The organism is Pedobacter polaris (genome assembly GCF_005116505.1).
Lineage (GTDB): Bacteria > Bacteroidota > Bacteroidia > Sphingobacteriales > Sphingobacteriaceae > Pedobacter > Pedobacter polaris.
On sequence record NZ_SWBR01000003.1, the window covers coordinates 46,338 to 72,690 of the forward strand.

Annotated in this window: 26 protein-coding genes; 16 read left to right on the forward strand and 10 right to left on the reverse strand. The window is 33.6% G+C overall.

The window, feature by feature from the left end; genetic code table 11:
* Positions 1-41: 41 nt before the first annotated feature.
* From FA048_RS12270 to FA048_RS12295, 6 genes are read right to left on the reverse strand one after another with little or no spacing between them, the layout of a single operon-like run.
* Positions 42-1,040, reverse strand: coding sequence for a bifunctional riboflavin kinase/FAD synthetase (locus FA048_RS12270; RefSeq protein ID WP_136841396.1), 999 nt, complete (start codon positions 1,038-1,040; stop codon positions 42-44).
* A gap of 10 nt (positions 1,041-1,050) precedes the next feature.
* Entirely contained in the window at positions 1,051-1,911 is an 861-nt protein-coding gene (locus tag FA048_RS12275; protein WP_136841398.1) for a YitT family protein, read from the reverse strand.
* Positions 1,912-1,920: 9 nt separating this feature from the next.
* A complete protein-coding gene (gene truB / locus FA048_RS12280; protein ID WP_136841399.1) occupies positions 1,921-2,655 on the reverse strand; it encodes a tRNA pseudouridine(55) synthase TruB in 735 nt (244 codons plus the stop codon).
* Positions 2,656-2,688: 33 nt separating this feature from the next.
* Positions 2,689-3,483, reverse strand: coding sequence for an undecaprenyl-diphosphate phosphatase (locus FA048_RS12285; protein ID WP_136841401.1), 795 nt, complete (start codon positions 3,481-3,483; stop codon positions 2,689-2,691).
* Between the two features lie 6 nt (positions 3,484-3,489).
* Positions 3,490-3,717, reverse strand: a complete 228-nt coding sequence (locus tag FA048_RS12290) for a DUF3098 domain-containing protein (protein WP_136841403.1) — start codon at positions 3,715-3,717, stop codon at positions 3,490-3,492.
* Positions 3,717-4,595, reverse strand: coding sequence for a cell division protein FtsX (locus FA048_RS12295; RefSeq protein WP_136841405.1), 879 nt, complete (start codon positions 4,593-4,595; stop codon positions 3,717-3,719). The genes FA048_RS12290 and FA048_RS12295 overlap by 1 nt, the downstream gene beginning before the upstream one ends.
* 235 nt (positions 4,596-4,830) lie before the next feature.
* Between FA048_RS12295 and FA048_RS12300 the strand changes: the two genes are divergently transcribed.
* From FA048_RS12300 to FA048_RS12345, 10 genes are all read left to right on the forward strand, one after another.
* Complete coding sequence (locus FA048_RS12300) at positions 4,831-5,244, forward strand: hypothetical protein (protein ID WP_136841407.1); 414 nt, start codon at positions 4,831-4,833, stop codon at positions 5,242-5,244.
* A 128-nt stretch (positions 5,245-5,372) separates the two neighbouring features.
* A complete protein-coding gene (locus tag FA048_RS12305) occupies positions 5,373-8,414 on the forward strand; it encodes a leucine--tRNA ligase (protein ID WP_136841409.1) in 3,042 nt (1,013 codons plus the stop codon).
* 390 nt (positions 8,415-8,804) lie between these two features.
* Positions 8,805-9,299, forward strand: a complete 495-nt coding sequence (locus tag FA048_RS12310) for an RNA polymerase sigma factor (protein WP_136841411.1) — start codon at positions 8,805-8,807, stop codon at positions 9,297-9,299.
* Between the two features lie 10 nt (positions 9,300-9,309).
* Positions 9,310-9,957 (forward strand): hypothetical protein, encoded by a 648-nt coding sequence (locus FA048_RS12315; RefSeq protein ID WP_136841413.1) that lies wholly within the window; start codon positions 9,310-9,312, stop codon positions 9,955-9,957.
* A 186-nt stretch (positions 9,958-10,143) separates the two neighbouring features.
* Positions 10,144-12,558: a TonB-dependent receptor domain-containing protein gene (locus FA048_RS12320; RefSeq protein WP_136841415.1), complete on the forward strand. Its 2,415-nt coding sequence runs from the start codon at positions 10,144-10,146 to the stop codon at positions 12,556-12,558.
* 336 nt (positions 12,559-12,894) lie between these two features.
* Complete coding sequence (locus tag FA048_RS12325) at positions 12,895-13,464, forward strand: Crp/Fnr family transcriptional regulator (RefSeq protein ID WP_136841417.1); 570 nt, start codon at positions 12,895-12,897, stop codon at positions 13,462-13,464.
* A gap of 75 nt (positions 13,465-13,539) precedes the next feature.
* A complete protein-coding gene (locus FA048_RS12330) occupies positions 13,540-14,277 on the forward strand; it encodes an SDR family NAD(P)-dependent oxidoreductase (RefSeq protein WP_136841419.1) in 738 nt (245 codons plus the stop codon).
* Positions 14,278-14,528: 251 nt separating this feature from the next.
* The gene (locus FA048_RS12335; RefSeq protein ID WP_136841422.1) at positions 14,529-15,134 is read left to right on the forward strand and encodes a hypothetical protein; all 606 of its coding nucleotides are present in this window, start codon (positions 14,529-14,531) and stop codon (positions 15,132-15,134) included.
* Entirely contained in the window at positions 15,131-15,376 is a 246-nt protein-coding gene (locus tag FA048_RS12340; protein ID WP_136841424.1) for a redox-active disulfide protein 2, read from the forward strand. Before FA048_RS12335 ends, FA048_RS12340 begins: the two co-directional genes overlap by 4 nt.
* A gap of 173 nt (positions 15,377-15,549) precedes the next feature.
* On the forward strand, positions 15,550-16,077 hold the full coding sequence (locus FA048_RS12345) for a GNAT family N-acetyltransferase (RefSeq protein ID WP_136841426.1): 528 nt from the start codon (positions 15,550-15,552) through the stop codon (positions 16,075-16,077).
* 109 nt (positions 16,078-16,186) lie between these two features.
* On the opposite strand, the gene FA048_RS12350 is transcribed toward FA048_RS12345, so the two are convergent.
* Entirely contained in the window at positions 16,187-17,818 is a 1,632-nt protein-coding gene (locus tag FA048_RS12350; RefSeq protein WP_136841429.1) for an ABC transporter substrate-binding protein, read from the reverse strand.
* Between the two features lie 44 nt (positions 17,819-17,862).
* Here FA048_RS12350 and FA048_RS12355 point away from each other — a divergent pair, with 44 nt between their 5' ends.
* Entirely contained in the window at positions 17,863-18,318 is a 456-nt protein-coding gene (locus FA048_RS12355) for a substrate-binding domain-containing protein (RefSeq protein WP_136841431.1), read from the forward strand.
* Between the two features lie 138 nt (positions 18,319-18,456).
* On the opposite strand, the gene FA048_RS12360 is transcribed toward FA048_RS12355, so the two are convergent.
* Positions 18,457-18,978: an NADPH-dependent FMN reductase gene (locus FA048_RS12360; RefSeq protein WP_136841433.1), complete on the reverse strand. Its 522-nt coding sequence runs from the start codon at positions 18,976-18,978 to the stop codon at positions 18,457-18,459.
* A gap of 181 nt (positions 18,979-19,159) precedes the next feature.
* Here FA048_RS12360 and FA048_RS12365 point away from each other — a divergent pair, with 181 nt between their 5' ends.
* Genes FA048_RS12365 through lepB form a run of 5 tightly spaced genes read left to right on the forward strand, consistent with a single transcriptional unit; the run spans position 19,160 to position 23,489 of the window.
* Positions 19,160-19,963 (forward strand): ParA family protein, encoded by an 804-nt coding sequence (locus FA048_RS12365; RefSeq protein ID WP_136841435.1) that lies wholly within the window; start codon positions 19,160-19,162, stop codon positions 19,961-19,963.
* 9 nt (positions 19,964-19,972) lie between these two features.
* Positions 19,973-20,872, forward strand: coding sequence for a ParB/RepB/Spo0J family partition protein (locus FA048_RS12370; RefSeq protein ID WP_136841437.1), 900 nt, complete (start codon positions 19,973-19,975; stop codon positions 20,870-20,872).
* Positions 20,872-21,546: a DUF5683 domain-containing protein gene (locus FA048_RS12375; protein WP_136841439.1), complete on the forward strand. Its 675-nt coding sequence runs from the start codon at positions 20,872-20,874 to the stop codon at positions 21,544-21,546. Before FA048_RS12370 ends, FA048_RS12375 begins: the two co-directional genes overlap by 1 nt.
* Positions 21,543-22,286: a 4-hydroxy-tetrahydrodipicolinate reductase gene (dapB, locus tag FA048_RS12380; protein WP_136841441.1), complete on the forward strand. Its 744-nt coding sequence runs from the start codon at positions 21,543-21,545 to the stop codon at positions 22,284-22,286. Before FA048_RS12375 ends, dapB begins: the two co-directional genes overlap by 4 nt.
* Positions 22,287-22,289: 3 nt before the next feature.
* Complete coding sequence (gene lepB / locus FA048_RS12385; RefSeq protein WP_136841443.1) at positions 22,290-23,489, forward strand: signal peptidase I; 1,200 nt, start codon at positions 22,290-22,292, stop codon at positions 23,487-23,489.
* 79 nt (positions 23,490-23,568) lie between these two features.
* Here lepB and FA048_RS12390 read toward each other — a convergent pair whose 3' ends face one another.
* Together FA048_RS12390 and bshC are read right to left on the reverse strand one after the other, a co-directional pair.
* On the reverse strand, positions 23,569-24,651 hold the full coding sequence (locus FA048_RS12390; protein ID WP_136841445.1) for an Ldh family oxidoreductase: 1,083 nt from the start codon (positions 24,649-24,651) through the stop codon (positions 23,569-23,571).
* A 65-nt stretch (positions 24,652-24,716) separates the two neighbouring features.
* Positions 24,717-26,306 (reverse strand): bacillithiol biosynthesis cysteine-adding enzyme BshC, encoded by a 1,590-nt coding sequence (gene bshC / locus FA048_RS12395; RefSeq protein WP_136841447.1) that lies wholly within the window; start codon positions 26,304-26,306, stop codon positions 24,717-24,719.
* Between the last annotated feature and the right edge of the window lie 47 nt (positions 26,307-26,353).

Here is a 26,353-nt window from a genome sequence, read left to right on the forward strand (position 1 = left end):
AATATACTAAAAGCAATTAGTTTTTAAGTTAACTGAGGGCACTATTTTATATTAGGCTGACTGTTGAAAAAACTTAAAGTGTCTTCTTTATCTTGATGAAGTTGCAAAGTTAAAGCCTCCAAACCAGTAAATTTAACATCATGGCGCAAGAATTTTAAAAAGTTCATTTTAATGGTTTGGCCATAAATTTCACGATTAAAGTCAAAAATATTAACCTCAATATTTCTGGTCATTCCGTTGATTGTTGGGCGTTGGCCAATGTAGGCCATTCCTTTAAAAGTTGTGGGTTGTGAGTTACGAGTTGAGTGTCCAGGCTCCAAACCTTCTTCTACAAACTCTTGGCTCATTTCTACAGTAACGGCATAAATTCCATCACTTGGAATAAGTTTATAGGTTTCCTCTACAAAGATATTTGCAGTGGGGAATCCAATTGTTCTTCCAATCTTATCTCCTTTAATAACGGGTCCGTTAATAGAAAAGTAGTACCCCAAATACTCTGCCGCTAAAGAAACATCACCTTCTAATAAAGCATTTCTAATTTTAGTAGAACTTACTGCTACATCATTAATGTCTTGTTCTGGAATTTCTTCAATTGAATATCCGTAAACTTTCGAAAGTTCAATTAATTCGTTCATTCCGCCTTTGCGATCCTTACCAAAACGATGGTCATAACCCACAATAATTTGCTTAGTACCAATGGTATCAACCAAAATATCTTTGATATATGAGGAGGCGCTGAGGTTAGAGAAATCTCTTGTAAAAGGAGTAATAATTAAATGATCAACACCTAAGTTGGCTAAAATTTCGGCCTTTTCTTTAATGGTATTGATCATTTTTAGGTCCTGATTTTCTGGATCAATAATCATCCGCGGGTGCGGAAAAAAAGTTAGAATTACACTTTCACCGCCAGATGATTTTGCCAATTCACAAAGCCTTTTTACAATTTTTTGATGCCCATAATGAACACCATCAAAAGTGCCAATAGTAACTATGGCATTATCAAGTTTCTTAAAATCAGAAAGTTGGTTATATATCTTCAAAACTTATTTTTTAATGTAAAGCTTGGCGTTTAACAACACCACCCTTAAGGTCGGCAATTTGCTGCTGAACAACAAAAGCATCAGGGTCTATTTGTCTAATTTCAGATTGTAACTTGCTCATTTCAAGCTTAGTTACAACTGTATAAATAATATCAATATCTTTCTTTTCTAAATAACCACCCTCACCTTTATATACCGTAACCCCTCTTTTCATATTGTTGATAATGAAGTGTTTGATGTCATCATTTTTTTCTGAAATGATGGTTACACCTGTATAAGCTTCCAGTCCATTAACAATAAAATCTACCGTGTTTGAAGCGGATAGATAGGTTAAAATGGCGTAAAGCGCTGTTTCGATATTTAAAAAATAAGCAGCAAAAGCGAAAATAATAATGTTTAACATTAAGATAATATTTCCTACCGTTAACATGCTATTTCTACTAATATATAGGGCCAAAACCTCTGTTCCATCAATTACACAGCCACCTCTCATCGCTAATCCAATTCCACCTCCTAAAAAGAAGCCGCCAAAAAACGCAATCAGTAATTTGTCATGTGTAATTGGGTTAAAAGGCAATACAATTAAAGCTATTGAAAGTAAGGCTATAGCTATTGCAGTTTTTATGGCAAAGCCTTTTCCTATCTGTTTGTATCCCATTAAAATGAATGGAATGTTGATTACTATAATGAGATATGATAAATTCCATCCGGTTAGGGCCTTAACCAATAGAGAGATACCGGTTACACCACCATCAATAAAATGACTTGGCAACAAAAAACTTTTAAGTCCAAAGCAAGCAGATACTACACCGCAAATAATTAAAGCTCCCTCTTTTAAAAATCGAGTATTTTTATATTTGATGTTTATCATAAAAATGATTTATTTGGTTTCTATTTCCCTTTTATTTTCTTCACGCTTATTGCGAAGATACTCAACCAAATCTGCTACTTCAAATGCATTGGAAAGTAAAAAATTACCACTACGTGTTCGGGTAAGCTTAGATAAATATGCAGCATTGTTTAATTGCTTTCCAAAATCTGAAACCAATGAACGGATGTAAGTTCCTTTACTACATACAATTCTGAAATCTACTTCCGGTAAAGCAATTCTAGTAATTTCAAAAGCACTAACAGTTACATAGCGCTTGCGCAGCTCAACTTCCTCTCCTAAGCGAGCTTTAACATATAAACGTTCGCCATTAACCTTTACAGCAGAATGTGCTGGCGGATATTGCGCTATATCCCCTTTAAATGGTTCAGTTGCTTTATAAATAGCCCCTTCGCTAATATTATCAATAGGGAAGGTCTCATCAACTTCTGTTTCCATGTCAAAGGATGGTGTACTTGCTCCTAAGATCATAGTGCCTGTATATTCTTTTTCTTCTGCTTGAAAAGTATCTATTTGTTTAGTCAATTTTCCAGTACAAAGGATTAAAAGGCCAGTAGCTAATGGATCTAAAGTACCAGCATGACCAACTTTTAGTTTTAGTGGTTTTAGCGAGTTTCTGATTTTTCCAACTACATCAAAAGAAGTCCATTTATAAGGCTTGTTGATCAATAGAAGTTCGCCTGCTGCAAAATCAAAATCAGGAAATTTAATGTTTTTATGATCCAAAGCGGTGATTAATTTACCTTACAAAGGTACAGATTAAATGATAGAGAGCTCGTGTCCAGATAAAAGCAGTGCGATAATAACTAAGCCCACTATAATTCTATACCAACCAAAAATCTTAAAACCGTTTTTGTTTAAATAGCCAATAAAACTTTTAATGGCTAATAAAGCAACAATAAATGCTACGATGTTACCAAAAGCTAGAATTTGCATTTGCTCTGTAGAAATGGTATGTCCATCTTTATAAAAATCTAGTAGTTTTTTGCCTGTTGCGGCAAACATGGTTGGCACAGCTAAGAAAAATGAAAATTCTGCAGCAACTTTTCTGCTTAATTTCTGACTCATACCACCAACAATGCTAGCTCCAGAACGAGAAACACCAGGAATCATTGCTAAACATTGGAAAAAGCCAATTTTTAATGCAGTTAAATAATTAATTTCTGGTTCTTCATTAATGGTTGGATTATTAAACCATTTGTCTACAAATAACAAAATTACACCACCAACAACCAAAGAAATGCCAACTGTTAAGGGGCTTTCTAGCATTGCATCGATTTTATCACTCAATAGCACACCAAAAATAGCAGCAGGGATAAAAGCAACAATAAGTTTGATATAAAAGTTGATACTCTTGAAAAAGCGTTTAAAATATAAAACTACCACAGAGAGGATAGCGCCAAGTTGAATGCAAATTGTAAAAAGTTTTACAAAGGGATCTGAAGCGATGCCCATTACAGAAGAACCGATAATCATATGGCCAGTTGATGAAACTGGTAAAAATTCTGTTAACCCCTCAATTATAGCAAGGATTAAAGCTTGTAAGAAATTCATTAAAACTTATTTTTTTAAGATGGCATAAATGCCGAAACCAAAACCAAATAGCACAACCATTGGCGCTATTAAAGTTCTTCTTGTATCATAAATATCGCCTGTGGTACCAATCATTAAAATGAAGCCAAGTACAACAATAGCAATACTAATTAATAACAATTGATAGTTTTTTTTAGTAAAAACCATTTCAAATTTTTCATCCTGTTTTACAGGAGCTGATTTTTTCTCTGCCATTATCTATAAAGATCGTAAAGTTTTAAACGTAAATATCTGCTTACTGCAAATAATGTACTAATCGAAGTAATGAAAATACCAATTGCAACCATGCTTAAAAGCACAATTCCAAACTCTGTATAATTTCTTAAGATTAATATTTCAGGAATTTCTTTCTGGGCATAATAGAGTAAGCCAAGCAGAATGATAATTGCAATAAAAGAAGCTATTAAACCATGCAGCGCTGCTACTAAGATAAAGGGCTTTCTGATGAAGTTCTTTGTAGCGCCAACCAATTGCATGCTTTTAATTAAAAAGCGTTGAGAAAAGATAGCAAGCCTAATAGTGTTGTTAATTAAAGCTACTGCAATAACCAATAAAATCAGTGCAAAACCTAAAACAATTAAGCTTATGGTACTGATGTTTTTATTTACCATATCAATTAAAGAACTTTGATAAACAACCTCTTTAACGATAGGATTTGTTTCAATTTTCTTTTTTAATGCATCAATGGTTGCGTTATTGGCATAATCAGCCTTTAAATATACATCGATAGTAGAAAGCAGGGGATTATAACCTAAAAAGTTTACAAAGTCTTCGCCTAAATCCTTTGTTAAGTTATGTTGAGCTACCTCTTTATTAACATACTGTGTTTGCTTAACCGCAATATTGCCCTCTAAATCTTTTTTAAAAGCCAGAATATCAGTTTCTTTTGCGCCTTCATCAACAATAATGTTTAAAACAATATTCTCTTTTACATAATTAGATAGGTTTTTAGCGTGAACTAAGATTAAACCTAACATACCTAACATTAACAAAACCAAGGCAATGCTAAAAATGGTTGATATGTATATTGTTTTGGTCTTCTTAGAAGCCTCGCTTACTTCAAATTCTTCCATGTATTTGTGTTTTTGTTTCTGCGAAAATAAAGAAAGATAAGCAGAAACATAAATTAAATGCCTTTTTGTTTTTGCACAAAGGCTTAATTAACGTAAGCAAATTAGCAAATTTTGTATCAATTAGCAGAAGCCTTAACATTATTTAACTTTTTATAATTAATGATACTGACACCTAATTTGTTTCGTTATTGATGGTAACGTTTCTCATTAAACTGAAAATAAACCTTAAATTGACATGAAAAAACAATTATTATTTGCCGGAACCATTTTGCTGTTTGTAGCAAGTTTTACTTCTTGTAAAAAACAAGATGAAGCAACCAAGCCACTAAAATCTAAAATGATAGGGAAGTGGCAAGTTAACAAAATTGACATCACAACAGCTGGTGCTGAGACTGTGACAAAAACATATGCAGCAAGCGACTATATGGACTTTAAAAATAATGAAACAGATGATGTAGAATTGAGTTTGGGCGCTGAAAGATCTCTCGGAACCTTTAATGTTACAGTTGGAGATGTTATTTACTTGAACTTTACTGCTAAAGATTTAGATTGTACCTTAACTACAATTACCGAAAATAAATTTCAATTCACTGGTACAGTTGTAGGCTCAAATCCTAAGATAACGGAGACTTACTACTTGAGTAGATAAATAAATTAAGGAATTTTGTACAAGCGCTACTGCCATAATAGGTGGTAGCGCTTTTTTAATTAACTCATCTCTTAAAAAAGAGGCTTAATTTCCTTATTTTTGCAAACTATTTAAGAAAGAGGAAATTAATGGATTATCAATTTGCAGCCATAGAGCAAAAGTGGCAAAAGTTTTGGGCGGAAAATCATACATTTAAAGCAGATTCAAGTTCTACAAAACCAAAATATTATGTGTTAGATATGTTTCCCTATCCATCTGGAGCGGGTTTGCATGTTGGTCATCCACTTGGCTATATCGCATCAGATATTTTCTCTAGATATAAAAGATTAAAAGGATTTAACGTTTTGCACCCAATGGGATATGATTCTTTTGGTTTACCAGCAGAACAATATGCCATTCAAACTGGTCAACACCCAGCAATTACAACTGAAGCAAATATTGCAACTTATCGCCGTCAGCTAGATCAAATTGGGTTCTCTTTTGATTGGAGTAGGGAAGTACGTACAAGTGAGCCAGGGTATTATAAATGGACACAGTGGATTTTTATGCAATTGTTTAATTCATGGTACAATCTAGAAACCGACAAAGCAGAAGACATTACTACTTTAATAGAGAAATTCAATTCAGCTGGTAGCGCCGATGTAAAAGCAGTTTGTGATGAAGATGTACGTTCATTTTTGCCAAGCGATTGGGCTACATTTACTACCGAGGAAAAGCAAGTTGAATTATTGAAATACCGCTTAACTTACTTAAAAGAAAGCACAGTAAACTGGTGCCCAGCTTTGGGAACTGTTTTAGCAAACGATGAAGTGAAAGATGGTTTTTCTGAACGTGGTGGTTATCCAGTAGAACAGAAAAAAATGATGCAATGGAGCATGCGTATTTCTGCTTATGCAGAACGTTTGTTACAGGGCTTAAACACTATAGATTGGCCAGAGCCTGTTAAAGAAATGCAACGCAACTGGATTGGTAAAAGTGTGGGAGCTTCAGTTAAGTTTGCAGTTGACAATTCACAGTTAGCAATTGACGAAACTGAAAACTCAAAACTGAAAACTGAGAACTATATAGAAGTTTTCACAACCCGTGTTGATACCATTTTTGGCGTTTCATTTATTGTTTTAGCACCAGAACATGAGTTGGTGCAAGCTTTAACTACTGAAACTCAAAAAGAATCAATAGCTAATTATATTGCACAAACTAAAAAGAAATCTGAGCTAGACCGTATGGCGGATACGAAGACAGTTTCTGGTGCATTTACAGGAAGTTATGTAATAAACCCTGTTAACAATGAATTGGTGCCTATTTGGATTGCCGACTACGTTTTAGCTGGTTATGGAACTGGTGCCGTAATGGGTGTACCAAGTGGAGATCAACGTGATTGGTTGTTTGCCAAACATTTCGATTTACCTATTATTCAAATATTAGACGGACAAAAAGATATTGAAGTAGAAGCAGACCCAACTAAAGAAGGTAGCTACATCAACTCTGATTTTATTAATAATTTAGGCTATAAAGAAGCTACCTCTTATTTAAACCACTGGTTAGAAAGAGAAGGTGTTGGTAAGGCAAAGGTTAATTACCGCATGCGTGATGCTATTTTTGGTCGCCAACGTTATTGGGGAGAGCCAATTCCGGTTTACTTTAAAGATGGTTTGCCTTATTTAATTAAGGAAGAAGAACTGCCTCTACTATTGCCAGAAATTGACAAATATTTACCAACTGAAAGTGGCGAACCACCTTTAGGTAGGGCAACAGATTGGAGTTACGAGGATCAATATGAATATGAATTGAGCACCATGCCTGGTTGGGCAGGAAGTAGTTGGTATTGGTACCGTTACATGGATGCACAAAACAATTGTGATTTTGCTGCTAAAGAAGCGATTGCTTATTGGAAGGATGTTGATTTATATATTGGTGGTTCAGAACATGCAACTGGGCACTTATTGTATAGCCGTTTCTGGAACAAATTTTTGAAAGATTTAGGTTATGTAAACGAAGAAGAACCTTTCAAAAAGTTGATTAACCAAGGGATGATTGTGGGTGAAAGCGCTTTTGCGCATAGTATAGGTTTTAATATTGGTGAAGATAAAAGTATTGATTTTCTTACCGAGGAATGGGAGGCGTTTGAAAGAATTACAGAAAAATACAGATTTATTTCTGGAAAGTTCCTGTCTTACGATATAGTTGAAATTTTACTAAAACAACACATTAATCCAATAAGTGAAAAAGAAATCGAGCAAGATAAGAAAAGAAAAGAGCTTTTTGATTTTTATACGAAGTCATTATATGAAGAATTGAAGAATGCTAGTTTACTTGATAAGGTAGTGGTGCTTCCTTTTATTAATAGTTATAAGATACATGTTCCAATAGATTATGTTAATTCTAAAAATGAGATCGATGTACTTAGTTTAAAGCAAAAGGATCCTAGATTTTATGAAGCTGAGTTTATTTCTGAAAATTCAGTATTTCGTTGTTCTCGTGAAGTAGAAAAAATGTCTAAATCAAAATTCAATGTGGTTAATCCAGATGTTTTGATTGAAAATTACGGCGCTGACACTTTACGTATGTATGAAATGTTCTTAGGTCCGTTAGAGCAAAGTAAACCTTGGAATACCAACGGAATTGAAGGTGTATTTAAATTCTTGCGTAAGTTTTGGCGATTGTTTCACAATGAAGAATGGAATTTCCATGTTGAGGATTCAATTCCTACCAAAGCAGAATTGAAAGCATTACATAAAATCATTAAAAAAGTTCAGGACGATGTAGAGCGTTTCTCTTTCAATACTTCCGTTTCTAGTTTCATGATCGCTGTTAATGAATTAACAGATTTGAAATGTAAAAACCGTCAAGTGTTAGAAGATTTAGTGATTGTACTTTCTCCGTATGCGCCTCATATCTGCGAAGAATTATGGTCGTTGTTAGGTAATACAGATTTATCAAATACATCCTATCCAAAATTTAATCCTGCTTATTTAGAAGAGGCAGAGTTCGCTTATCCAATTTCTATTAATGGTAAAATGAAGATGAATTTAAGCTTAAGTTTAAGTTTAGACGAAGCTCAAGCTACAGAAACAGTATTGGCAAATGAACAAGTAAAAGGATATTTGGAAGGTAAGACACCTAAGAAAATCATTTTTGTAAAAGGAAAGATTGTGAATATTGTTGTTTAGTATTGCGTAGAGCGATTTGCGTATTGAGATAGTAAGTCGAAATATTTAGCCACAGATTTGCAGATTAAAATCAATCTGCAAATCTGTGGCTATTTTGTGCTATGGATTTATAGCACAAAATAAAACTTTGCGTTCTCTGTGCCTTCCTCCTTTTCTCTGCGGTGAAAGAATAAATAATTTTCACACACAGGTAAACAGATGCTGAAATAAATTCAGCATGACGAATTATATTTAGTGGTCATTTTGCGCTATGGTTTTATTTTGCATAATAAAACTTTGCGTTCTCTGTGCCTTCCCTTTTCTCTGCGGTTAAAAGAATAAATAATTTTCACATTCCTTGTGATATTTCTGACCTTGTTGCGAATAATAGGGAAAGATGAATTTAAATTAATGCAACAAACTTCACCAGATTTCTTAACCTTAATTGAGGCAAATAAGCGAATCATATTTAAAATATGTAATTCTTATTGCCGCAATATGGATGACAGAGAAGATCTTGCGCAAGAAATAATCTATCAATTATGGAAATCGTGGAGCAGTTTCAAATCTGAATACAAACTTTCTACCTGGATGTACCGTATTGCCCTCAATGTTGCTATTTCATTCTATCGCAAAGAGCAAAAGGCAACACCAACAGTTTTGATGGGCGATCATGTTATTGAAATTGCAGATGAAAATTTAGAAGAAGGTTTAGAAACAAATTTAAATGCATTACAACAATTCATCAATGAATTAAACCCATTGGATAGAGCATTAATGATTCTCTATCTCGAAGAAAAATCCCATAAAGAAATGGCCGAAATTATAGGGATTACATCTACCAATGTGGCAACAAAAATTAACAGAATTAAAGAACAATTGAAACAAAAATTTTCATCCCGATAATTACTAAATCATGGAAAATATAGAAATTATAAATCTTTGGAAACAATACGATGAGAAACTGGAAAAATCCCTTTCTCTAAACCAAAAAATAATTGCCGAACTGCAACAACAAAAAGCCAAAAATGCGCTTAGGCCAGCAAGAAATTATAAAATTTTGGTCGTTTTTATAGGCATTATTTATTCTGCATTGGTAGCCTATTTTTTATATCATTTGAGCCCTATCTTATCCATCTTTATTAATCTATCTGTTGGTATTCATTTATTGATTATGATCATCGCGGTAGGCATGTATATTAGACAATTGGTGCTCATAAGTGAAATTGACCGTAGTGAGAGCATTTTATATATGCAGCAAAAAATGGCAAAGTTGCAGAGTTCTACTTTAAAAGTAATAGGTATATGTTTTTTGCAATTTCCCGTCTTTGCAACATGGAATATTCGTTTAGAGCTAATTGAGAAAAATCCATTTGCATTCTGGCTTATTCAAATGCCAGTAATAGCACTTTTAACTTATATAGGTATTTGGTTCTTTAATAACATTAATATCAAAAATATGGATAAAAGATGGTTCAGGATGATGTTTTATGGAGTTGAATGGTCATCGATTATTAAATCAGGGAAGTTTTTAAAAGAAATAGAAACTTTCGAAAAGAACTAATCAGTTTTCAGTTAACAATTTTCAGTTGCTTGTATGCAATTTTGTACAAACCGTTCGCCGATAAATTTTTACCATTCACCGTCTATTTAGTTCAGATGGTCTAAAATTAATACGTCCTTATTGTAACAAAAAGTAGTTTTGTTGAACTAATTAAGGAAACAGACAAACAAATTAAAAATAATACAAATGAAAAAAATTCTACTATTATGTGCTGGTTTAATCATCATGTTCAATGCGAAGGCTCAGTTTCCAGGAATGGGAGGAGGTCAAAAAGCAACAGTAACTGGTCGTATTACTGCAGTTATTTTAGACTCATTAACTAAACAACCAATAGATTATGCTACTGTTTCATTAGCTAAAGTAAAAGATGGTAAAGCTATAAATGGTGGTGTAACAGACGAAAAAGGTAAAATCGTTTTACAAAATGTTGCGCCAGATGAGTATAAATTATCAATTGGTTTTATTGGTTATAAAACAAAAACAGTAATTATTAAAACTACGCCAGAAAAGCCGGATTATAACCTAGGTTCTATTTCGGTATCGCCAACTTCAAATACTTTAAATGAAGTTAACATTATCGGACAAAAAGCGGTAGTTGAGAACAAAATTGATAGATTGGTTTACAATGCAGAAGCTGATGCTACCAATGCAGGTGGCGATGCAACTGATGTAATGCGTAAAGTGCCAATGCTGTCTGTAGATATTAATGGAAATGTACAGTTACGTGGAAGTTCTGTACGTGTTTTAATTAATGGTAAACCATCTGGTACAATGGCAAATAGTGTTGCTGATGCTTTGAAGATGTTACCAGCAGATCAAATCAAAAGTGTAGAAGTAATTACTAACCCATCTGCTAAATATGATGCAGAAGGTTCTGGTGGTATCATCAATATCATTACCAAAAAAAGTAATGCAGAAGGTGTAAGTGGTAGTGTAAATGCTACAGCGGGTACACGCCAAAACGCAGGAGCTTTTAATTTAACAGCTAAAACTGGACGTTTTAGTGTTAATACTGCCTTGGGTACTCAACTGGCCTATCCTCAAGAATCGAGAGTGGTATTTTTAAATGAAATTACTAAAAACAATGTAACTACAAGTGTTCTTCAAGACGGTACCTCAGACTGGAAAAGAGAAGCATACAACGGAAGTTTGGGCTTAGATTACGATTTTAATGCTTATAACAATATCAGTACAAATGCTAAGTACACTCGTTTTTACAACGGAGGTCCGGGTAACTCGGGTTTTTTTACTAATAATGTGAAGTCTGGGAATATTGAAAGTAGCACAGATATGAGCAATGGTAATTTAGACTGGAATATGGATTATAAGTTGACGACCAAAAAACAAGGCGAAGAATTTTCTATTTCGGGTCAACTAACCGCTGGAAAGAACACTAACGAATTTATTAATGATTACAAATCGTTAATAGTAGGGATGCCAGATAGCTATACTGCAAGTAGTAACGTTGGTGAGAACAAAGAATATACAGCCCAAACAGATTATGTTTATCCATTTAGTAAAACGGTAACTTTCGAAGCAGGTGGTAAGGCTATTTTTAGAAATATCCAAAGCCAGTATGATACGGGTTTAAATCAAGATTTTGATTATGATCAAAATGTGGGTGCTGCTTACAGTACAATCGCTTTTAATTTGACCAAAAAAATTCAATTTAAAGGGGGTGTTAGGGCAGAATATACCGCTATCAATTTCTCTAATAGTAAAAACGATTACTTTAACTTGTTCCCAAGTGCCATTCTATCTCAAACTATTAATGGCAAAACAACATTAAAATTAGCCTATAACCGTAGGGTTCAACGCCCAAGTTTGGCTTATCTAAATCCTTTTTTAAATAAGAGCAACATTTCGTTTGACTTTCAAGGAAATCCTGATTTAGCACCGGAGCTAAGTGATAACATGGAGTTTGGTTATTCTACATATATTAAAGGTTCAATTATCAATGCATCTGTTTTCTATCGTAGTACAAAAAATATTATTGAAGCGATTAATAAAAACGATCTATCATCAGGCAAAATTTTATCTACTTTCGAAAACGTGGGTACAACACAAAGTTATGGCTTTAACTTATTCACCTCTTATAATCCTACTCCAAAATGGACATTGATGAGTAACATTGCCTTAAATACTTATGAAATTAATAGTAGGGAAGATATTAAGGGAATGAATGAAGGAACATTTTTAAACTATAACTTCTTCATGCGCTCTGCAAATTCATTTAAAGGTGGTTGGAATTTAGAGTTTTTCGGTGTGGTTAATTCACCTCGTTACACTTATCAAAGTAAAACAGAGCCTATGTTTTTTTATGGTGGCGCTGTTAAAAAAGACATCTTCAAAAAACAAGGCACAATTGGCTTAAATGTTTTAAATCCATTTAAACGCGATTTACATATCGAAACTGTAACACAAGGTGATAATAACTATCAAAGCCAAAATATCTACTATCCGTTGCGTTCTTTCGGTTTAAACTTTAGCTATAAATTTGGTAAGTTGAAATTTACTGAGAAAAAGAAAATCAAAAACGACGACATTAAACAAGATCAAAACCAACAAGGTGGTCAAGGTGGCATGGGTCAAGGAAAATAAAACAACACAAATAAACACTAAGCCTCTCGATTAATTCGAGAGGCTTTTTTATAGGAGTAAATCGTCATTGCGAAGTTCTGTTTATCACAGGGCGAAGCAATCTCACTCAATGAATTTTGAAAAACAATGTCAGTATTTTATTGGAGAATTCAGTCCCGCCAACGCTTCAATTTTTTTTGCTTCGACAAGCTCAGCATGACAAAAAGTATTTTCGCTAATGTCAGGTTTAGCTAACAAAGGCAGCGGTCCAAACTCATAGTTTAATTTAGGCCCTTCAAAGTGCATTTTTTGCCAAATGGCAAATCTCCAAAAAATAACTTTTACTACCTTGGCAAAATGAAAGCATTGATAGATTATATTTTGCGATTTGGCAATTTAAATCAGCAGCAAATTGAACTAATTTCCAGTAAAACCAGAGTACTTACAATACCTAAAGACGAATATTTTTCTGAAGCCGGGAAAATTTCTCGAGAAGTCGGTTTTATAGTAGAAGGTATAATGCGAGTGTGCTATTACAACAATAAAGGTGAAGAAATTACCAAATACTTTATCGAAGAAAATAATCTTGTAGTTGATTTAGAGAGCTTTGACAATGAGATTTGTTCTAGTGCCTATGTACAGGCAATTACCGATTGTAAGCTGATTGTTTTTTCGAGAAAAGACTGGTTAGAACTACTGCATACTATTGTTGGTTGGGATACCATTGTATATAAAATTATCTCTAGAGCATTAGGGCAAAAAGTAGAAAGAAGAAGCCCTTTGGTATCAGAAGATGCCAAAACCCGTTATTTAAAGTTTCTAGAAATCTATCCCAATGTAGTTAATCGCATTCCGCTTTCTTATATCGCCTCTTATTTAGGTATCACACAATCCTCTCTAAGTAGAATAAGAAAAAATATACGCTAATCGCTTTTTGCCAAATGGCAAATGGTTTCATTTTTTAACTGAGCACCTTTGTTTTATAATTTAAAACAATTAAAAATGAAATCAGTATTAATAACAGGAGCCAACAGAAGCATTGGTTTAGAAATAGCAAAACAACTATCACAAAAAGGATTATTCGTCTATTTAGGAAGTCGCGATTTAGAAAAAGGAAATGCAGTTGTAAAAGAACTAAATAAGAATGGCTTTCAAAATATCAAGGCTATTGCAATTGACACAACTAAGCCTGAAACTATTTTGTCAGCTAAAAACATTATTGAAGGCGAGCAAGGCAAATTAGATATCTTAATCAATAATGCAGGTATAAGCGGCGACTTTCCTCAAACAACTTCAGATGCAACTATTAAAGACATTCAGAAAGTATTTGACACTAATTTTTTTGGCGTAATTAGCGTTACACAAGTATTTTTAGAATTACTTAAAAAAGCTGAAAGCCCAAGAATTAGTAACATCACCTCTGGACTTGGTTCTTTGACTTTACATAGTGACCCAAGTTGGGAATATTATAATTACAAGGCTACCAGTTATGTAACCTCAAAAGCGGCATTAAATGCATTTACTATTTTATTGGCTTATGAATTAAAGGATTTACCTTTTAAAATAAATGCCATTGACCCGGGCTATACCGCAACAGATTTTAATCACCATAGCGGACCAAGAACCGTAGAGAATGCCGCAAACTTCATCATTAAGCATACCTTAACAGCTGAGGATGCACCAACGGGTAAATTTTTTAGCAATGAGATAACCGATGGAACAGAAGTAAGTCCTTGGTAAAGAAGTGAGGTTTTTATTCTAGTTTTTGGAAAAAAATGCGAGTATTTCATAGGAAAATGAAGGCCTGTCAACGCTACAATTCCGAAGAAAAATCGGGATATTTTCGCTAATGTCAGGTTTAGCTAACAAAGACAGCGTTTAAAAATTTCATTTCAAATAATATCTAATAACAATGCTCAACAGTTTTACACTATTGAGCATTTGTGCTATATTTAGGCTGTCCGATAAGTGTTATACCTATAAATTATTAAATGAAATTTTCAGAAGACCTACAAAAACTAATACCCTTTGGCTATCTTTTTTTAGTGGTTATGGGCATATTAAAAGAAAGTGTTCTCTTTTATCAACTAGGGATTAATATTTTAAAATACTCCACCATAATGGATATTTTAATAAGTCCAATTGCCACACTTACTGCCAATCCACTTACATTTTTAATCACTATCGCCATCTTTGCATTCAGTTACCATTTGCCATCAATCTTACATAAACATGATCATAAAAAATGGGTGCAAAGAATATTCGAATTAAAGCACACCAAAGTAGATTTACCAGAAATCGAAATTAAAAGATATTATTTCGTTATTTCCATTAAGTTTCTTGCTATTGGTTTATTGTCAGTTTATTTGGGCTATGGGTCTGCTGAGGGTTTTTTTATGGCTCAAAGAATAAAAAAATATAAACTAAAATATGACTACACACTAAATTACAGCAACGGAGGAACTGAACAAATTTCTCTTATCAACTCAAATAGCGTATATTATTTTTATGTGCCTAAAGCTAGCAAAAACATAATAATCACCCCAATTGGGGCTATAAAGAGCATTGAATTAACTAATAATAAAATGTTAAAATGAGCAAGAAAAACTTATCAGAATTGAGTAATGAAGAATTGCTTAAAAGCGAAAAATCATTAAAAACCATCACGGCTATGCTTGCTGGAGCAATACTTGTGTTATTCATCATCAACGTATTTTTAGCTTTTAAAAAAGGTTTCAGTGCTTTTAGCGTCATTCCTATTGCATTACTGCCAATAGTAATTGTAAATTTGAACTCTTTAAAAGAAATGAAAGAAGAAATCAAATCTAGAAACTTATAGGGAAATTAGCTTTATAGCTATGCTCATCACATTTCCCAAATTTACAGATAGAAAAATTCTGACCAAGCGACTTTCAATAACAGCATGTTAAGTAAAGTATATTCATTTAGAAACGTTTAATTTGTAGGGGATATTAATAAACAAATACAAAACTCTACCCAAAATCTAAATAAATGGAAAATATTGACATAAAAAAAATATCATTAAGTGAAATTGACCAATTGCAAATAATTAGTAGGCAAACTTTTTACGAAACTTTTTCGGCAAGCAATACCGAAGAAAACATGAAAAATTATTTAGATGAAGGCTTTTCCATTAACAAATTAAAAGCCGAATTAAGCGATGAAAACGCTGAGTTTTACTCTGCTTCAATTGAAAATAATGTAATTGGTTACTTAAAACTAAACTTTGGAGCATCTCAAACAGAACTTAAAGACGATAAAGCACTTGAAATTGAAAGAATTTATGTGCTCAAAGATTTTCACGGTAAAAAAGTAGGGCAAATTCTGTACGACAAAGCGATTGAAGTAGCCAAACAGAAAAATGCTGACTATGTTTGGTTAGGAGTTTGGGAAGAAAACCCAAGAGCAATTAACTTTTACAAGAAAAATGGTTTTATTGAATTTGATAAACACATTTTTAAATTGGGTAATGATGAACAGACGGACATTATGATGAAACTAAAATTAAAAAAGGACTAAATCAGGCAAAATACTATTAATTAGGGGTTTACATAAGACTTCAGCGGTGCGCTTAGACACTGCCCTGATGACAGTACTCTTTTCAGCAATCCAACAATTAAACAATACCTTACCTCTTCTTTACACGTTTTAGAACCATTAAGCTCAAAGGGTTCATCATGTAGCCGCTAATGTTATTCTGAAGCATTACAACTGCTTGATCGTACAGAATGGGCACTACAGAAGAATGTTCCATTACCATATTATCCATTTGATAGTACAATTCATACCTCTTTTTGGCATCACTTTCAAAATAACTTTGCTCAAATAATTTATCGAATTTGTCATTAAAATAGCCAGTATAGTTTGGTCCGAATGGTACTCTATTTTTAGAATAGAAAACAGATAAGTAATTTTCGCCATCAGGGTAATCGGCAATCCACGACCCTCTAAAGAAATTCACCTCATTCTTTGCCATTAAATCTCTTAAGCTCGCACTAGGGCTAACATCTACCTTAGCTTTGATGCCTATGTTGGCGAGTTCTCCTTGTATAAACTCAATTAAATCTCTGTAAGTTGTAGAGGTGCTTAAGGTAACTTCAGGCATTCCTTTACCTCCCGGAAATCCTGCTTCTGCTAGTAACTTCGCTGACAGTGCTGGATTGTAATTGTAGCCTTTAACTCGTGCGCTATCAAACCCTGGCATTCCTCTAGGAATAAAACCACTTGTAGCAGGTGTACCAATGCTATTTCTTAAGTACTTAATTAGCTTTGGCCTATCAATAGCATAATTAACCGCCTGTCTTACTTTTTTTAACCTCAATGGAGAATTCTTTACTAAAGCTTTAGAAGTGTCTACCAAAATCCCAACATATTCGGTACACAAATAAGGTCCTCTGTTCAATTGAAATTTGCCTTTATATTTACTTGTCATCTTTCCGCTTTTTGTTAAAATATCATCGCGGTAGCTTCCATCCACACTGTTAAAAAAATCTAGTTCTTTTTTAATGAAATTCATAAAAGCACTTTGCTTATCACTAATGAAAGTAACTTTTACAGCATCTAAATAAGGTAAGCGAGTGTTGCCATCCTTTTCCCAATAATTTTCGTTTTTAAGCAAAACTAATATCTCGTCTTCTTTCCAATATTTAAACTTAAATGGCCCAGTTCCTACAGGGTGATTTCTAAAATCTTTTCCATAATGCTCTACTATCTCCTTCGGAACCACAGAGCAATATTGAGCAGTTAACAATTGCATGAAAGCTGGGAAAGGCTTAACCAAGGTGATTTGAAATGTAGTATCATTTAAAGCTTTAAAACTAGTGGCATCTTTTACTTTATCACTAAAAATCCATCCTCCAGACGAAGCAATTTTAGGATCTATTAAGCGGTAAAAACTATAAGCAAAATCTTCTGCAACTACTTTTCTTCCTTTTCCATTTTTAAAGAGTGGATCATCTTGAAAAAATACATCATCTCTAAGTTTAAAAGTATATATGAGATTGTCTTTAGAAATGGTCCATGTTTTTGCTATGCAAGGCATTGTGTTTAAGTTTTTATCCACTTGCACTAAACCATTAAAAAGCTGGTTAATCATCCAAATTGCATTTTGATTGCGTGCAAAAGCTGGGTCTAAAGAAGTAACATTTTGATCTAAGTTAATATTGAATACTTTTTTGCCGTCATTATCATCTTTTCCTTTACAAGAAACAATTATTATCAAACAAAAAACAGAAAAAATATCTTTTATAATTCTACGCATCAGTTTAGGAATACTATTTTTGTACAAATTAATAAATAATTCAGATGTCTTTTTTAAATGAGCTCATAAATACTGAAAATGATGAAATTTTACGTGAAGAATTACACGAACGTGTAGCTATCGTTTCACATAAAATTAAATTCATGGACAAAGTTCCAGTGGTTTGCTTAGATACCTTCAATATGCAAAATCTGGTTTTGGCTGATGAAATTAATGCAGCTGGAGGAATACTCGAAACAGACATTTTAGGAGCGGTTTATATTATTTACTATCAACCTGGCAAGGGTTTAAATGATTTAATGCGTGAAGTACCTGCATTATTAGATCCAAATTGGTCTGCAGTAAAAAACGGACGCATTATTTTGTTGAATGATGATGCTAACAAATTGCGCACACCAACTAACGCAGTGATGTTGGTAGAAGACTTTGCAGAAATGCTACATCCTGGATTCTTTATTTTTGGATCAGAGGGCGATAAGTGGATCAGGTTTGGGGTTTAGCTAGTAATCATTTAACGCTATGTTGTTAATCGGTCTCTCTTCAACTCATTACACTCCATTTTTTTACGGGCTTGCAATTGGGATTGGGGTTTTATGGTTGATTTATGATTATTATAAAAATCAAAAGAGAAGCTGAACTTAATAATTAATAAATTTGCCTATCTGTTGGTTTACAAATTGCAAAGTATCCTCTTTAAAAAAACCTTCCTGCTGATCCAACTCAGTTTTAATGCTGGCAATGTGCAAACGCAAGGGCATAACATTTAAATGTAAATAAGCACAAACGCCATTAAAATGTTCAATACCTCGGATATTTCCATATTTACCAGATGAAATACCTACCAAACAAGCTTTTTTATCATAGAAACTTTCAGGAAAAGCACAGGCATCTATAAAGACTTTTAAAACACCTGGAAAACTTCCATTATATTCTGGAATAACAAATAAAAACTTTGTTGTTGCGCTAACTAAATCTTGAATTTTTTGAAAAGCTTCACTTCTTTTGCCATATAAATCTGAACCAATTAAGGTTTCTGGCAAATCTTGTAAATTTAATAAGTTTGTTTCCAAGCCCTTTTTAACCAGCTCTTTCTGATAATATTTTGCCACTTTTAACGTATTACTTGCAGGTCTATTTGTGCCAGATATAATGGTAATCATGCTTAAAAAATGTTGATAAGATGTGTAAAACACTTATGGCTTTAATACTAATATTAGGTTTTAGTTTGTATCTTAGCTAATTGTTAAAAAGTGCTTGTTTTGTACAAAAATAGCATTTTTTTCAGCTAATTAATGTAAAATAAAGTCGAGCCTAGCTTAGACCATTTTTTTAAAAAAATAGATGAGTAAAATTATTGCTTTAGCAAATCAAAAAGGCGGTGTAGGTAAAACTACTTCGTCTATAAATTTAGCTGCCAGCTTAGCGGTTTTAGAGTATAAAACGCTTTTAGTTGATGCAGATCCACAGGCAAACTCTACTTCAGGTATTGGTTTCGACCCAAGGAATATTAAAAATAGTATCTATGAATGTATCATCAATGATGTTGATCCGCTAGATGCAATTGTTAAAACTGAAACACCAAATTTAGATTTATTGCCCGCTCATATTGATTTAGTTGGTGCTGAAATTGAAATGATTAACCTAACTAGCCGCGAGTATAAAATGAAGGCTGTTTTAGAGAAAGTGAAAGATCAGTATGATTTTATTATCATTGATTGTTCACCATCTTTGGGTTTAATCACTATTAACTCATTAACTGCTGCAGATTCTGTTATTATTCCAGTACAATGTGAATATTTTGCATTAGAAGGTTTAGGTAAATTATTAAACACAATTAAAATTGTTCAAAACCGTTTAAATCCAGAATTAGAGATTGAAGGCATTTTGTTGACAATGTATGATGTGAGATTACGTTTATCTAATCAAGTAGTAGAAGAAGTGAAAACGCATTTCCAAGATTTAGTTTTCGAAACTATTATACAACGTAATACACGTTTAAGTGAGGCACCAAGTTATGGTGTTTCTGTTATTATGCATGATGCAAATTGTAAAGGGGCTATTAATTATTTAAACTTAGCTAGAGAAATTGTTCGTAAAAACGGTTTGGTAACCGAAGAGCAAGATGTAACTACTGCAACCATATAAATTATTTAGATGACATCTTTTCAGCGAAAAACTGGTTTAGGAAAAGGATTAAGTGCACTTTTAGATGATAACGATTCGGTTCATCCTCCAAAAAATGGCAATGATAGTTTAGAACAAACGGCACAAATTGGTAGCATAAGTGAAGTTAATATCAATGATATAGAAACTAATCCTTATCAGCCTCGTACAGAATTTGACCAAGTTGCTTTAAATGAGCTTTCAGAATCGATAAAGGTTCAAGGCTTAATTCAACCAATTACGGTTAGAAAGAATGGAAATAAATATCAGCTAATTTCTGGTGAACGTAGGTTAAGAGCTTCAAAATTGGCTGGTTTAACCCAAATTCCGGCTTACGTACGCACGGCAGACGATCAGCAAATGCTAGAAATGGCATTGATAGAAAATATTCAACGTGAAAATTTAAACGCCATTGAGGTTGCTTTAAGCTTTCAAATGATGATTGATGAATGTAAACTAAAACCCGAGCAATTAGGTGAAAGGGTTGGTAAAAATCGTACCACAGTAAGTAATTATTTACGCTTATTAAAATTACCGCCAGTTATTCAAGCTTCAATTCGTGATGGTAGAATATCAATGGGACATGCTCGTGCTTTAATTAGTGTAGAAGAACAGGACAAACAATTATTTATTCATCAAGAAATTTTAGATAAAGGTTTATCCGTTCGTAAGGTTGAAGAATTGGTTAGAAGCATCCATCATATACAAATCAAACCTAAATCAAATCCAGTTGGCATTTCTTTTGAATATCAGAAACTACAAAAAGATCTAGCTTCTAAATTTGCTACCAAAGTTAAATTGAAAGTAAATGAAAATGGCAAAGGCGCCATAGAAATTCCTTTCGTTTCTAACGACGATCTAAATAGAATACTTGAACTTTTAGATTGGTAATGCGGTCAATATTCCTTTTAATTGTAACGCTTTTAACTTTTGCTACGGCAAAGGCGCAAAATCCTGTAACTAAAAAGCCGGCAGACACCACCAAGGAGAAATTATTTGTAGATTCTGGAACATATGTAAATCAGGGGAAAATTGCTGCTCATAAAGCAGCTATGAAATCGCTTATTTTTCCAGGTTTGGGCCAGATGTATAATTATGGCTTAGTGGTGGACGATGTTAAAAATGGCAGGGTAAAAGGTAAAAGAATAGCTCAAAAACTATATATCATAGGTAAAACAGCTGCAATATATGCTGGTGGCACCATACTAGTAATGTCTTATATCGATAATAGAGAGCAATATAAAAGATTTTTAACGGAGCTACAATATAGGCAAGCGAATGGTGATAAACCAGATCCTAATGGAAATTTAGCTCAATATACTAACACACCCGCCTTAACGGTAGCTAAAAATATTTACAAACGTAATAGTCAGGTTGTCTTGATTTCTTTGGTAGGTATTTATGGATTAAATGTATTAGATGCATACGTTACTACGCGCCTAAAATATTTCAATATAGATGAAACTTTGTCTATTAGAATAGCTCCATCATTAATAAATTCAAATACAATGTATGGTTACTCAGCACCTGCTGCACCAGCATTAAAACTAACGCTCAAATTATGAAAATAGCATTATTGGGTTATGGTAAAATGGGTCAAATTATTGAACGTTTCGCCATAGAAAGAGGACATGAAGTTGTGCTAAAAATCAGTATTGATAATTTAGAAGATTTCACAGTTTCTAATTTAGAAAAGGCAGATGTTGCCATAGACTTTAGTGCGCCAGATGCTGCAGTAGATAATATTTATAAGTGTTTTGAAGCCAATTTACCTGTAGTTGTTGGTACAACCGGATGGTATGGGAAACTGCAAGAAATTAAAAATGATTGTTTAAGTAGTAACAATACCTTACTTTACGGCTCTAATTTTAGTATTGGCGTAAATCTTTTCTTTCATTTAAATAAAGTATTAGCAAGGCTGATGAATAATTATCCTGCTTACGAAGTGCAAGTTGAAGAAATACACCACACACAAAAGCTAGATGCGCCAAGTGGAACGGCAATGACAATTGCAGAAGAAATAATTGAAGAATTAGATCGTAAGTCTGAATGGCTAAATGAGGTAGTTGGTACTCAAATACCTGATGTGATTAAGAATGATCAATTATTAATAGAATCTCATAGAATTGAAAATGTACCAGGAACACATACAGTAGTGTACAGTTCTGAAGTAGATGAAATTGAGATTAAACATACTGCACATAGTAGAGCAGGTTTTGCTTTAGGTGCTGTAGTTGCTGCAGAGTGGCTACAAAACAAACAAGGTTTTTATAATATAGCTGATGTATTTAATTTTAATGCTTAAAATATGAATTGGAAATTCTGGCAGAAAAACAAGAATGCCGAACCAAAAAAGAAAAAAAGTAAAACAAGAGAGTGGACAGATGCCATCATCTTTGCGGTAGTTGCAGCCACCATTATTAGGGTATTTTTTATTGAGGCCTATACTATTCCTTCAGGATCTATGGAAAGGTCTTTATTGGTTGGAGATTTCTTATTTGTAAGTAAAGTGAACTACGGTGCACGTATTCCGATGACACCAGTTGCCTTCCCTTTTTCTCATCATACTTTGCCGCTTACGGCTACTACAAAGGCTTATTATGATGGTATCCAATGGAAATACAGAAGATTGCCAGGATTACAGGATATTAAACGCAATGATGTTGTTGTATTTAATTTCCCCGAAGGAGATACAGTAATGTTAGAGAATCAAAATCCGAGCTATTATGATAATGTAAGGATATATGGTTGGGCGAAAACAAATAGTGATTATACCATTACAAGCAGACCAGTAGATAAACGAGAAAATTATATTAAACGTTGTATCGGTATTGCTGGTGATGTTGTAAGTATGAAAAATGGCATTGTAAACGTAAATGGTAAAGATGAGCCGTTAAAAAATACCGGAATGATGCCTTATCGTATTCAGTTTAACACCACAGAAGTTAATTTGAAATTACTTGAAGATATAGGATTTGTTACTGGAGAAATGCAGCAAGAAACGCCTGATACTTATTTGGCTAATGCTTCTGCGGAGATGATCGAAGAACTTAAGAAATTAGATTTTGTAAAATCAGCAACCATGGATTCTGCTACAGCAGAACAAATAGAAGGGGGAGGTATATTCCCTCATGATCCAAATCGTAAGTGGAATCGAGATAATTTTGGTCCGATAAAAATTCCTGCAAAAGATTGGACAGTTCAGATTGATAGCAATACGATGCCCTTATACTATAGAGCAATTAGAACATACGAAGGAAATAAAGTAGAGAAAAAAGGAAGTGATTGGTATATTAATGATAAGATTGCCAAATCATACACTTTTAAAATGAACTATTATTGGATGATGGGTGACAACCGTCATAATTCTGCAGATTCTCGTTATTGGGGATTTGTACCAGAAGATCATGTTGTAGGCAAGGCGCTATTCATTTGGATGAGCTTTGATAGCAGTGGATCATGGTTTAGCAAAATTCGTTGGAGCAGAATTTTTAAAGGAATACATTAAAAGAATTTGTCATTCCGAGCTCAGCGAGGAATCTCTAAGTAAAATAAAACCTCGATATTTTTATCGGGGTTTTTTAATTTTATAATTCTTCAATTCCCAATTTGCAGGCTAATTCGTTTAAATCATTTACAACTACATCAATAATTGGGATACCACTTATTTTTCGTTCTTGTTCAAATTCATGCTCTGGTTCACCCGGAATAATCACTTTTTTATTTGGATCTATGGTTTTGGCACTTTTAAACCGTTCAATCCAATTGTCTAAATGATCTTTAAAGTCTTGCGCAGGTCGGAAACCATCTACACGCATAGCGCCTAGAAAATGTCCTAAACCTTCACCAACTGGATTTGCTGATGGCTCTAAAAAAGCTACAAATGGGGGTACCCATGGCCCATAATTTGCTCCAGAAAGTACTGCCGACAAAATATCCACTGTAGCACTTAATCCATAACCCTTGTGGCTTCCGTGGTCTTTATCACTACCCAATGGGAGTAATGACCCTCCATTTTTTAATTCATTAGGATTTATAGAAGAATTACCATTCTTATCTTGGATCCATCCTTCTGGAACGTCCTTATTTGCCCTTTGTGCAATTTCTAATTTGCCATTTGCGGCAGCGGCAGTTGCCATATCTACAATTACTGGAGGATATTTGCCTGCTGGGAAAGCATAACACATTGGGTTTGTACCTAATAAACGTTCATTTGCAAAAGTGGGTGCAACCAAGGGACTTGCGTTAGTCATGCTAATTCCAATCATATCTTTCTCTACTGCCATTAATGAGTGATAGCCAGCTATGCCAAAGTGATTAGAATTTTTAACAGCAACCCAACCACTACCATATTTTTCTGCTTTTTCAATTGCTACTTGCATAGCAAATGGGGCAACAACTAATCCCAAACCTGCATCACCATCAATGGTAGCTGTAGTAGGTGTTTCGTGAACTATTCTAATATTTGGAGTAGGGTTAATTCTCTTCTTTTCCCAAAGGCGCACATAACCACTTAAGCGAGCTACGCCATGAGAATCAATGCCTCTCAGGTCAGATCGGATTAAAACATCTGTTGCCAATTCAGCATGTGCGTCTGAACACCCCATTTTTTTAAAAACAGAATGTGTAAATAATCTAAGTTTTTCTTCAGTAAAGGTGATGAAGTTCATTTGAGTATAGAATTGGGTAAAGCGTATTGCGATTTGGAATCCGACTTTCGGTCTTTCTGACTTGTTTAATTTGGCAGCATCAACGTAAAATCTCCTCCTAAAGGTTGTAGGTTTTCAATTAGCGATGATAAGAAATCATCGCCATAGTTTACATACATGGGAGCAAGATTAACTACTCTTTCTTGCAAAGTACCATTAGGAAATAGTCTATTTTTTACATTTTCAATCTGCTTTAAAGAAACATCGTGTTTTCTTTTTTCTGCCCTGAAAAGCTTTTTTTCTAAGTTAGCTAATAGGTGATTGGTTTTTGTTTTTGCACTATCAGCAGATTTTTCCAATGTCTTATCTATCTTAAAAGCATTGAGCTTAATCTGATCAAAAGTTGATTGAATAGCCCTCATCTCATCAGCTAAACTTAGGTTGGAATCACTATTGTTTTTAATCCAAGTTTTCTGCAATTCTTCAGTTGATAAAAAAGCATCTTCTAATTTAAAGCCTAACTTTGCTAAGTTTTCAGCACTGCGCTTATCAATTAATAGAGCAGAATTGCGCAATAATAATACAGGGAAGTCTATTTTATAAAAATCGAAATTAGCTTTCAATTGCATCCAATAAGATACTTCAGCACCACCGCCAATGTAGGCAATGTTTGGTAAAATCACTTCTTGATATAAAGGCCGCATAATTACGTTTGGACTAAATCTTTCTGGGTGATTTTCAATCTCAGTCAATATTTCTTCTTTAGTAAAACTGATTTCCGTGTGGTTAACTGTATAAAGATTGCCTTTTTCAATAATTCGCTCCCGAAGGTTGTCAACCAAATAAAAGAAGTTAATGTCTCTTCCATTTACTTGAGTTTTATAACCTTGTTGTTCTAAAGTTTCACTTGTTTTTTCGGTTAGGTGAGCACTGTTTTGTTCAATTATATCTTGTTTAATAATAGAACTAAACTGTCTTTTTAGCGTGGCATCATCAGCATTGATAATTACCAAACCATAATTTTCAAATAAACTATTTACCAGCACACGAGTTGCGTCAGCAAGATTATCATTATTAAGATATGCGTTTTCTACTAATTTTGCTAATTTTTTGCCGTTTTTGCTAATGCCTAAATAAGCCTTGTAGGCCATTACTGCAGCCTCTACGGTTTTTGTACTTAATCTACCAGTTGCACCATTTGTTTTTTGTATCCAACTGATATTTTTCTCATCAACACTAACATGATTGATTTCTTCAAAATCATGATCCTCAGTTGCCATCCAGTAAATAGGAATAAAGTTTTTTTCGGGATAAGCAATTTTTAATTCAAGTGCTAAATTTATTGTAGTTACAATTTTATAAATAAAGTATAAAGGTCCGGTAAATAAATTGAGCTGATGGCCAGTTGTAACTGTAAAAGTATTTTCATTTGCCAATAAACCAATATTATGTTTAACAGATTTATTGGTTTTTACATTTTGATATTGGTGATTTAAAACCTCAACTAACTCTGCTCTATTTCCCTTGAAATTTCTGGCATCGACAGCTTTTTTTAAACCATCCATTTCTGGGCGGAAACTATAAAAAGATTTTAGAAATTCTTCATCATTAACATAATCTAAAACTAGTTTAGAGAATGAATGGGTATCCTGATAAGAGATATATTTTGCCTTCATTTAGTTTTAAGCTTTGACAATTTTTCGGCAAGTTGCAAAATAAAGTT

Excerpts from the sequence above, each read along its gene's own strand:
- FA048_RS12305 (WP_136841409.1), top strand. The coding sequence starts at position 5,373 with ATGGATTATCAATTTGCAGCCATAGAGCAAAAGTGGCAAAAGTTTTGG.
- lepB (WP_136841443.1), top strand. The coding sequence starts at position 22,290 with ATGAATTGGAAATTCTGGCAGAAAAACAAGAATGCCGAACCAAAAAAG.
- FA048_RS12335 (WP_136841422.1), top strand. The coding sequence starts at position 14,529 with ATGAAATTTTCAGAAGACCTACAAAAACTAATACCCTTTGGCTATCTT.
- FA048_RS12390 (WP_136841445.1), bottom strand. The coding sequence starts at position 24,651 with ATGAACTTCATCACCTTTACTGAAGAAAAACTTAGATTATTTACACAT.
- FA048_RS12310 (WP_136841411.1), top strand. The coding sequence starts at position 8,805 with ATGCAACAAACTTCACCAGATTTCTTAACCTTAATTGAGGCAAATAAG.
- FA048_RS12370 (WP_136841437.1), top strand. The coding sequence starts at position 19,973 with ATGACATCTTTTCAGCGAAAAACTGGTTTAGGAAAAGGATTAAGTGCA.
- FA048_RS12345 (WP_136841426.1), top strand. The coding sequence starts at position 15,550 with ATGGAAAATATTGACATAAAAAAAATATCATTAAGTGAAATTGACCAA.
- FA048_RS12365 (WP_136841435.1), top strand. The coding sequence starts at position 19,160 with ATGAGTAAAATTATTGCTTTAGCAAATCAAAAAGGCGGTGTAGGTAAA.
- FA048_RS12300 (WP_136841407.1), top strand. The coding sequence starts at position 4,831 with ATGAAAAAACAATTATTATTTGCCGGAACCATTTTGCTGTTTGTAGCA.
- FA048_RS12290 (WP_136841403.1), bottom strand. The coding sequence starts at position 3,717 with ATGGCAGAGAAAAAATCAGCTCCTGTAAAACAGGATGAAAAATTTGAA.
- FA048_RS12295 (WP_136841405.1), bottom strand. The coding sequence starts at position 4,595 with ATGGAAGAATTTGAAGTAAGCGAGGCTTCTAAGAAGACCAAAACAATA.
- FA048_RS12285 (WP_136841401.1), bottom strand. The coding sequence starts at position 3,483 with ATGAATTTCTTACAAGCTTTAATCCTTGCTATAATTGAGGGGTTAACA.
- FA048_RS12315 (WP_136841413.1), top strand. The coding sequence starts at position 9,310 with ATGGAAAATATAGAAATTATAAATCTTTGGAAACAATACGATGAGAAA.
- bshC (WP_136841447.1), bottom strand. The coding sequence starts at position 26,306 with ATGAAGGCAAAATATATCTCTTATCAGGATACCCATTCATTCTCTAAA.
- FA048_RS12340 (WP_136841424.1), top strand. The coding sequence starts at position 15,131 with ATGAGCAAGAAAAACTTATCAGAATTGAGTAATGAAGAATTGCTTAAA.
- FA048_RS12355 (WP_136841431.1), top strand. The coding sequence starts at position 17,863 with ATGTCTTTTTTAAATGAGCTCATAAATACTGAAAATGATGAAATTTTA.
- FA048_RS12275 (WP_136841398.1), bottom strand. The coding sequence starts at position 1,911 with ATGATAAACATCAAATATAAAAATACTCGATTTTTAAAAGAGGGAGCT.
- FA048_RS12325 (WP_136841417.1), top strand. The coding sequence starts at position 12,895 with ATGAAAGCATTGATAGATTATATTTTGCGATTTGGCAATTTAAATCAG.
- dapB (WP_136841441.1), top strand. The coding sequence starts at position 21,543 with ATGAAAATAGCATTATTGGGTTATGGTAAAATGGGTCAAATTATTGAA.
- FA048_RS12375 (WP_136841439.1), top strand. The coding sequence starts at position 20,872 with ATGCGGTCAATATTCCTTTTAATTGTAACGCTTTTAACTTTTGCTACG.
- FA048_RS12360 (WP_136841433.1), bottom strand. The coding sequence starts at position 18,978 with ATGATTACCATTATATCTGGCACAAATAGACCTGCAAGTAATACGTTA.
- FA048_RS12320 (WP_136841415.1), top strand. The coding sequence starts at position 10,144 with ATGAAAAAAATTCTACTATTATGTGCTGGTTTAATCATCATGTTCAAT.
- FA048_RS12330 (WP_136841419.1), top strand. The coding sequence starts at position 13,540 with ATGAAATCAGTATTAATAACAGGAGCCAACAGAAGCATTGGTTTAGAA.
- FA048_RS12350 (WP_136841429.1), bottom strand. The coding sequence starts at position 17,818 with ATGCGTAGAATTATAAAAGATATTTTTTCTGTTTTTTGTTTGATAATA.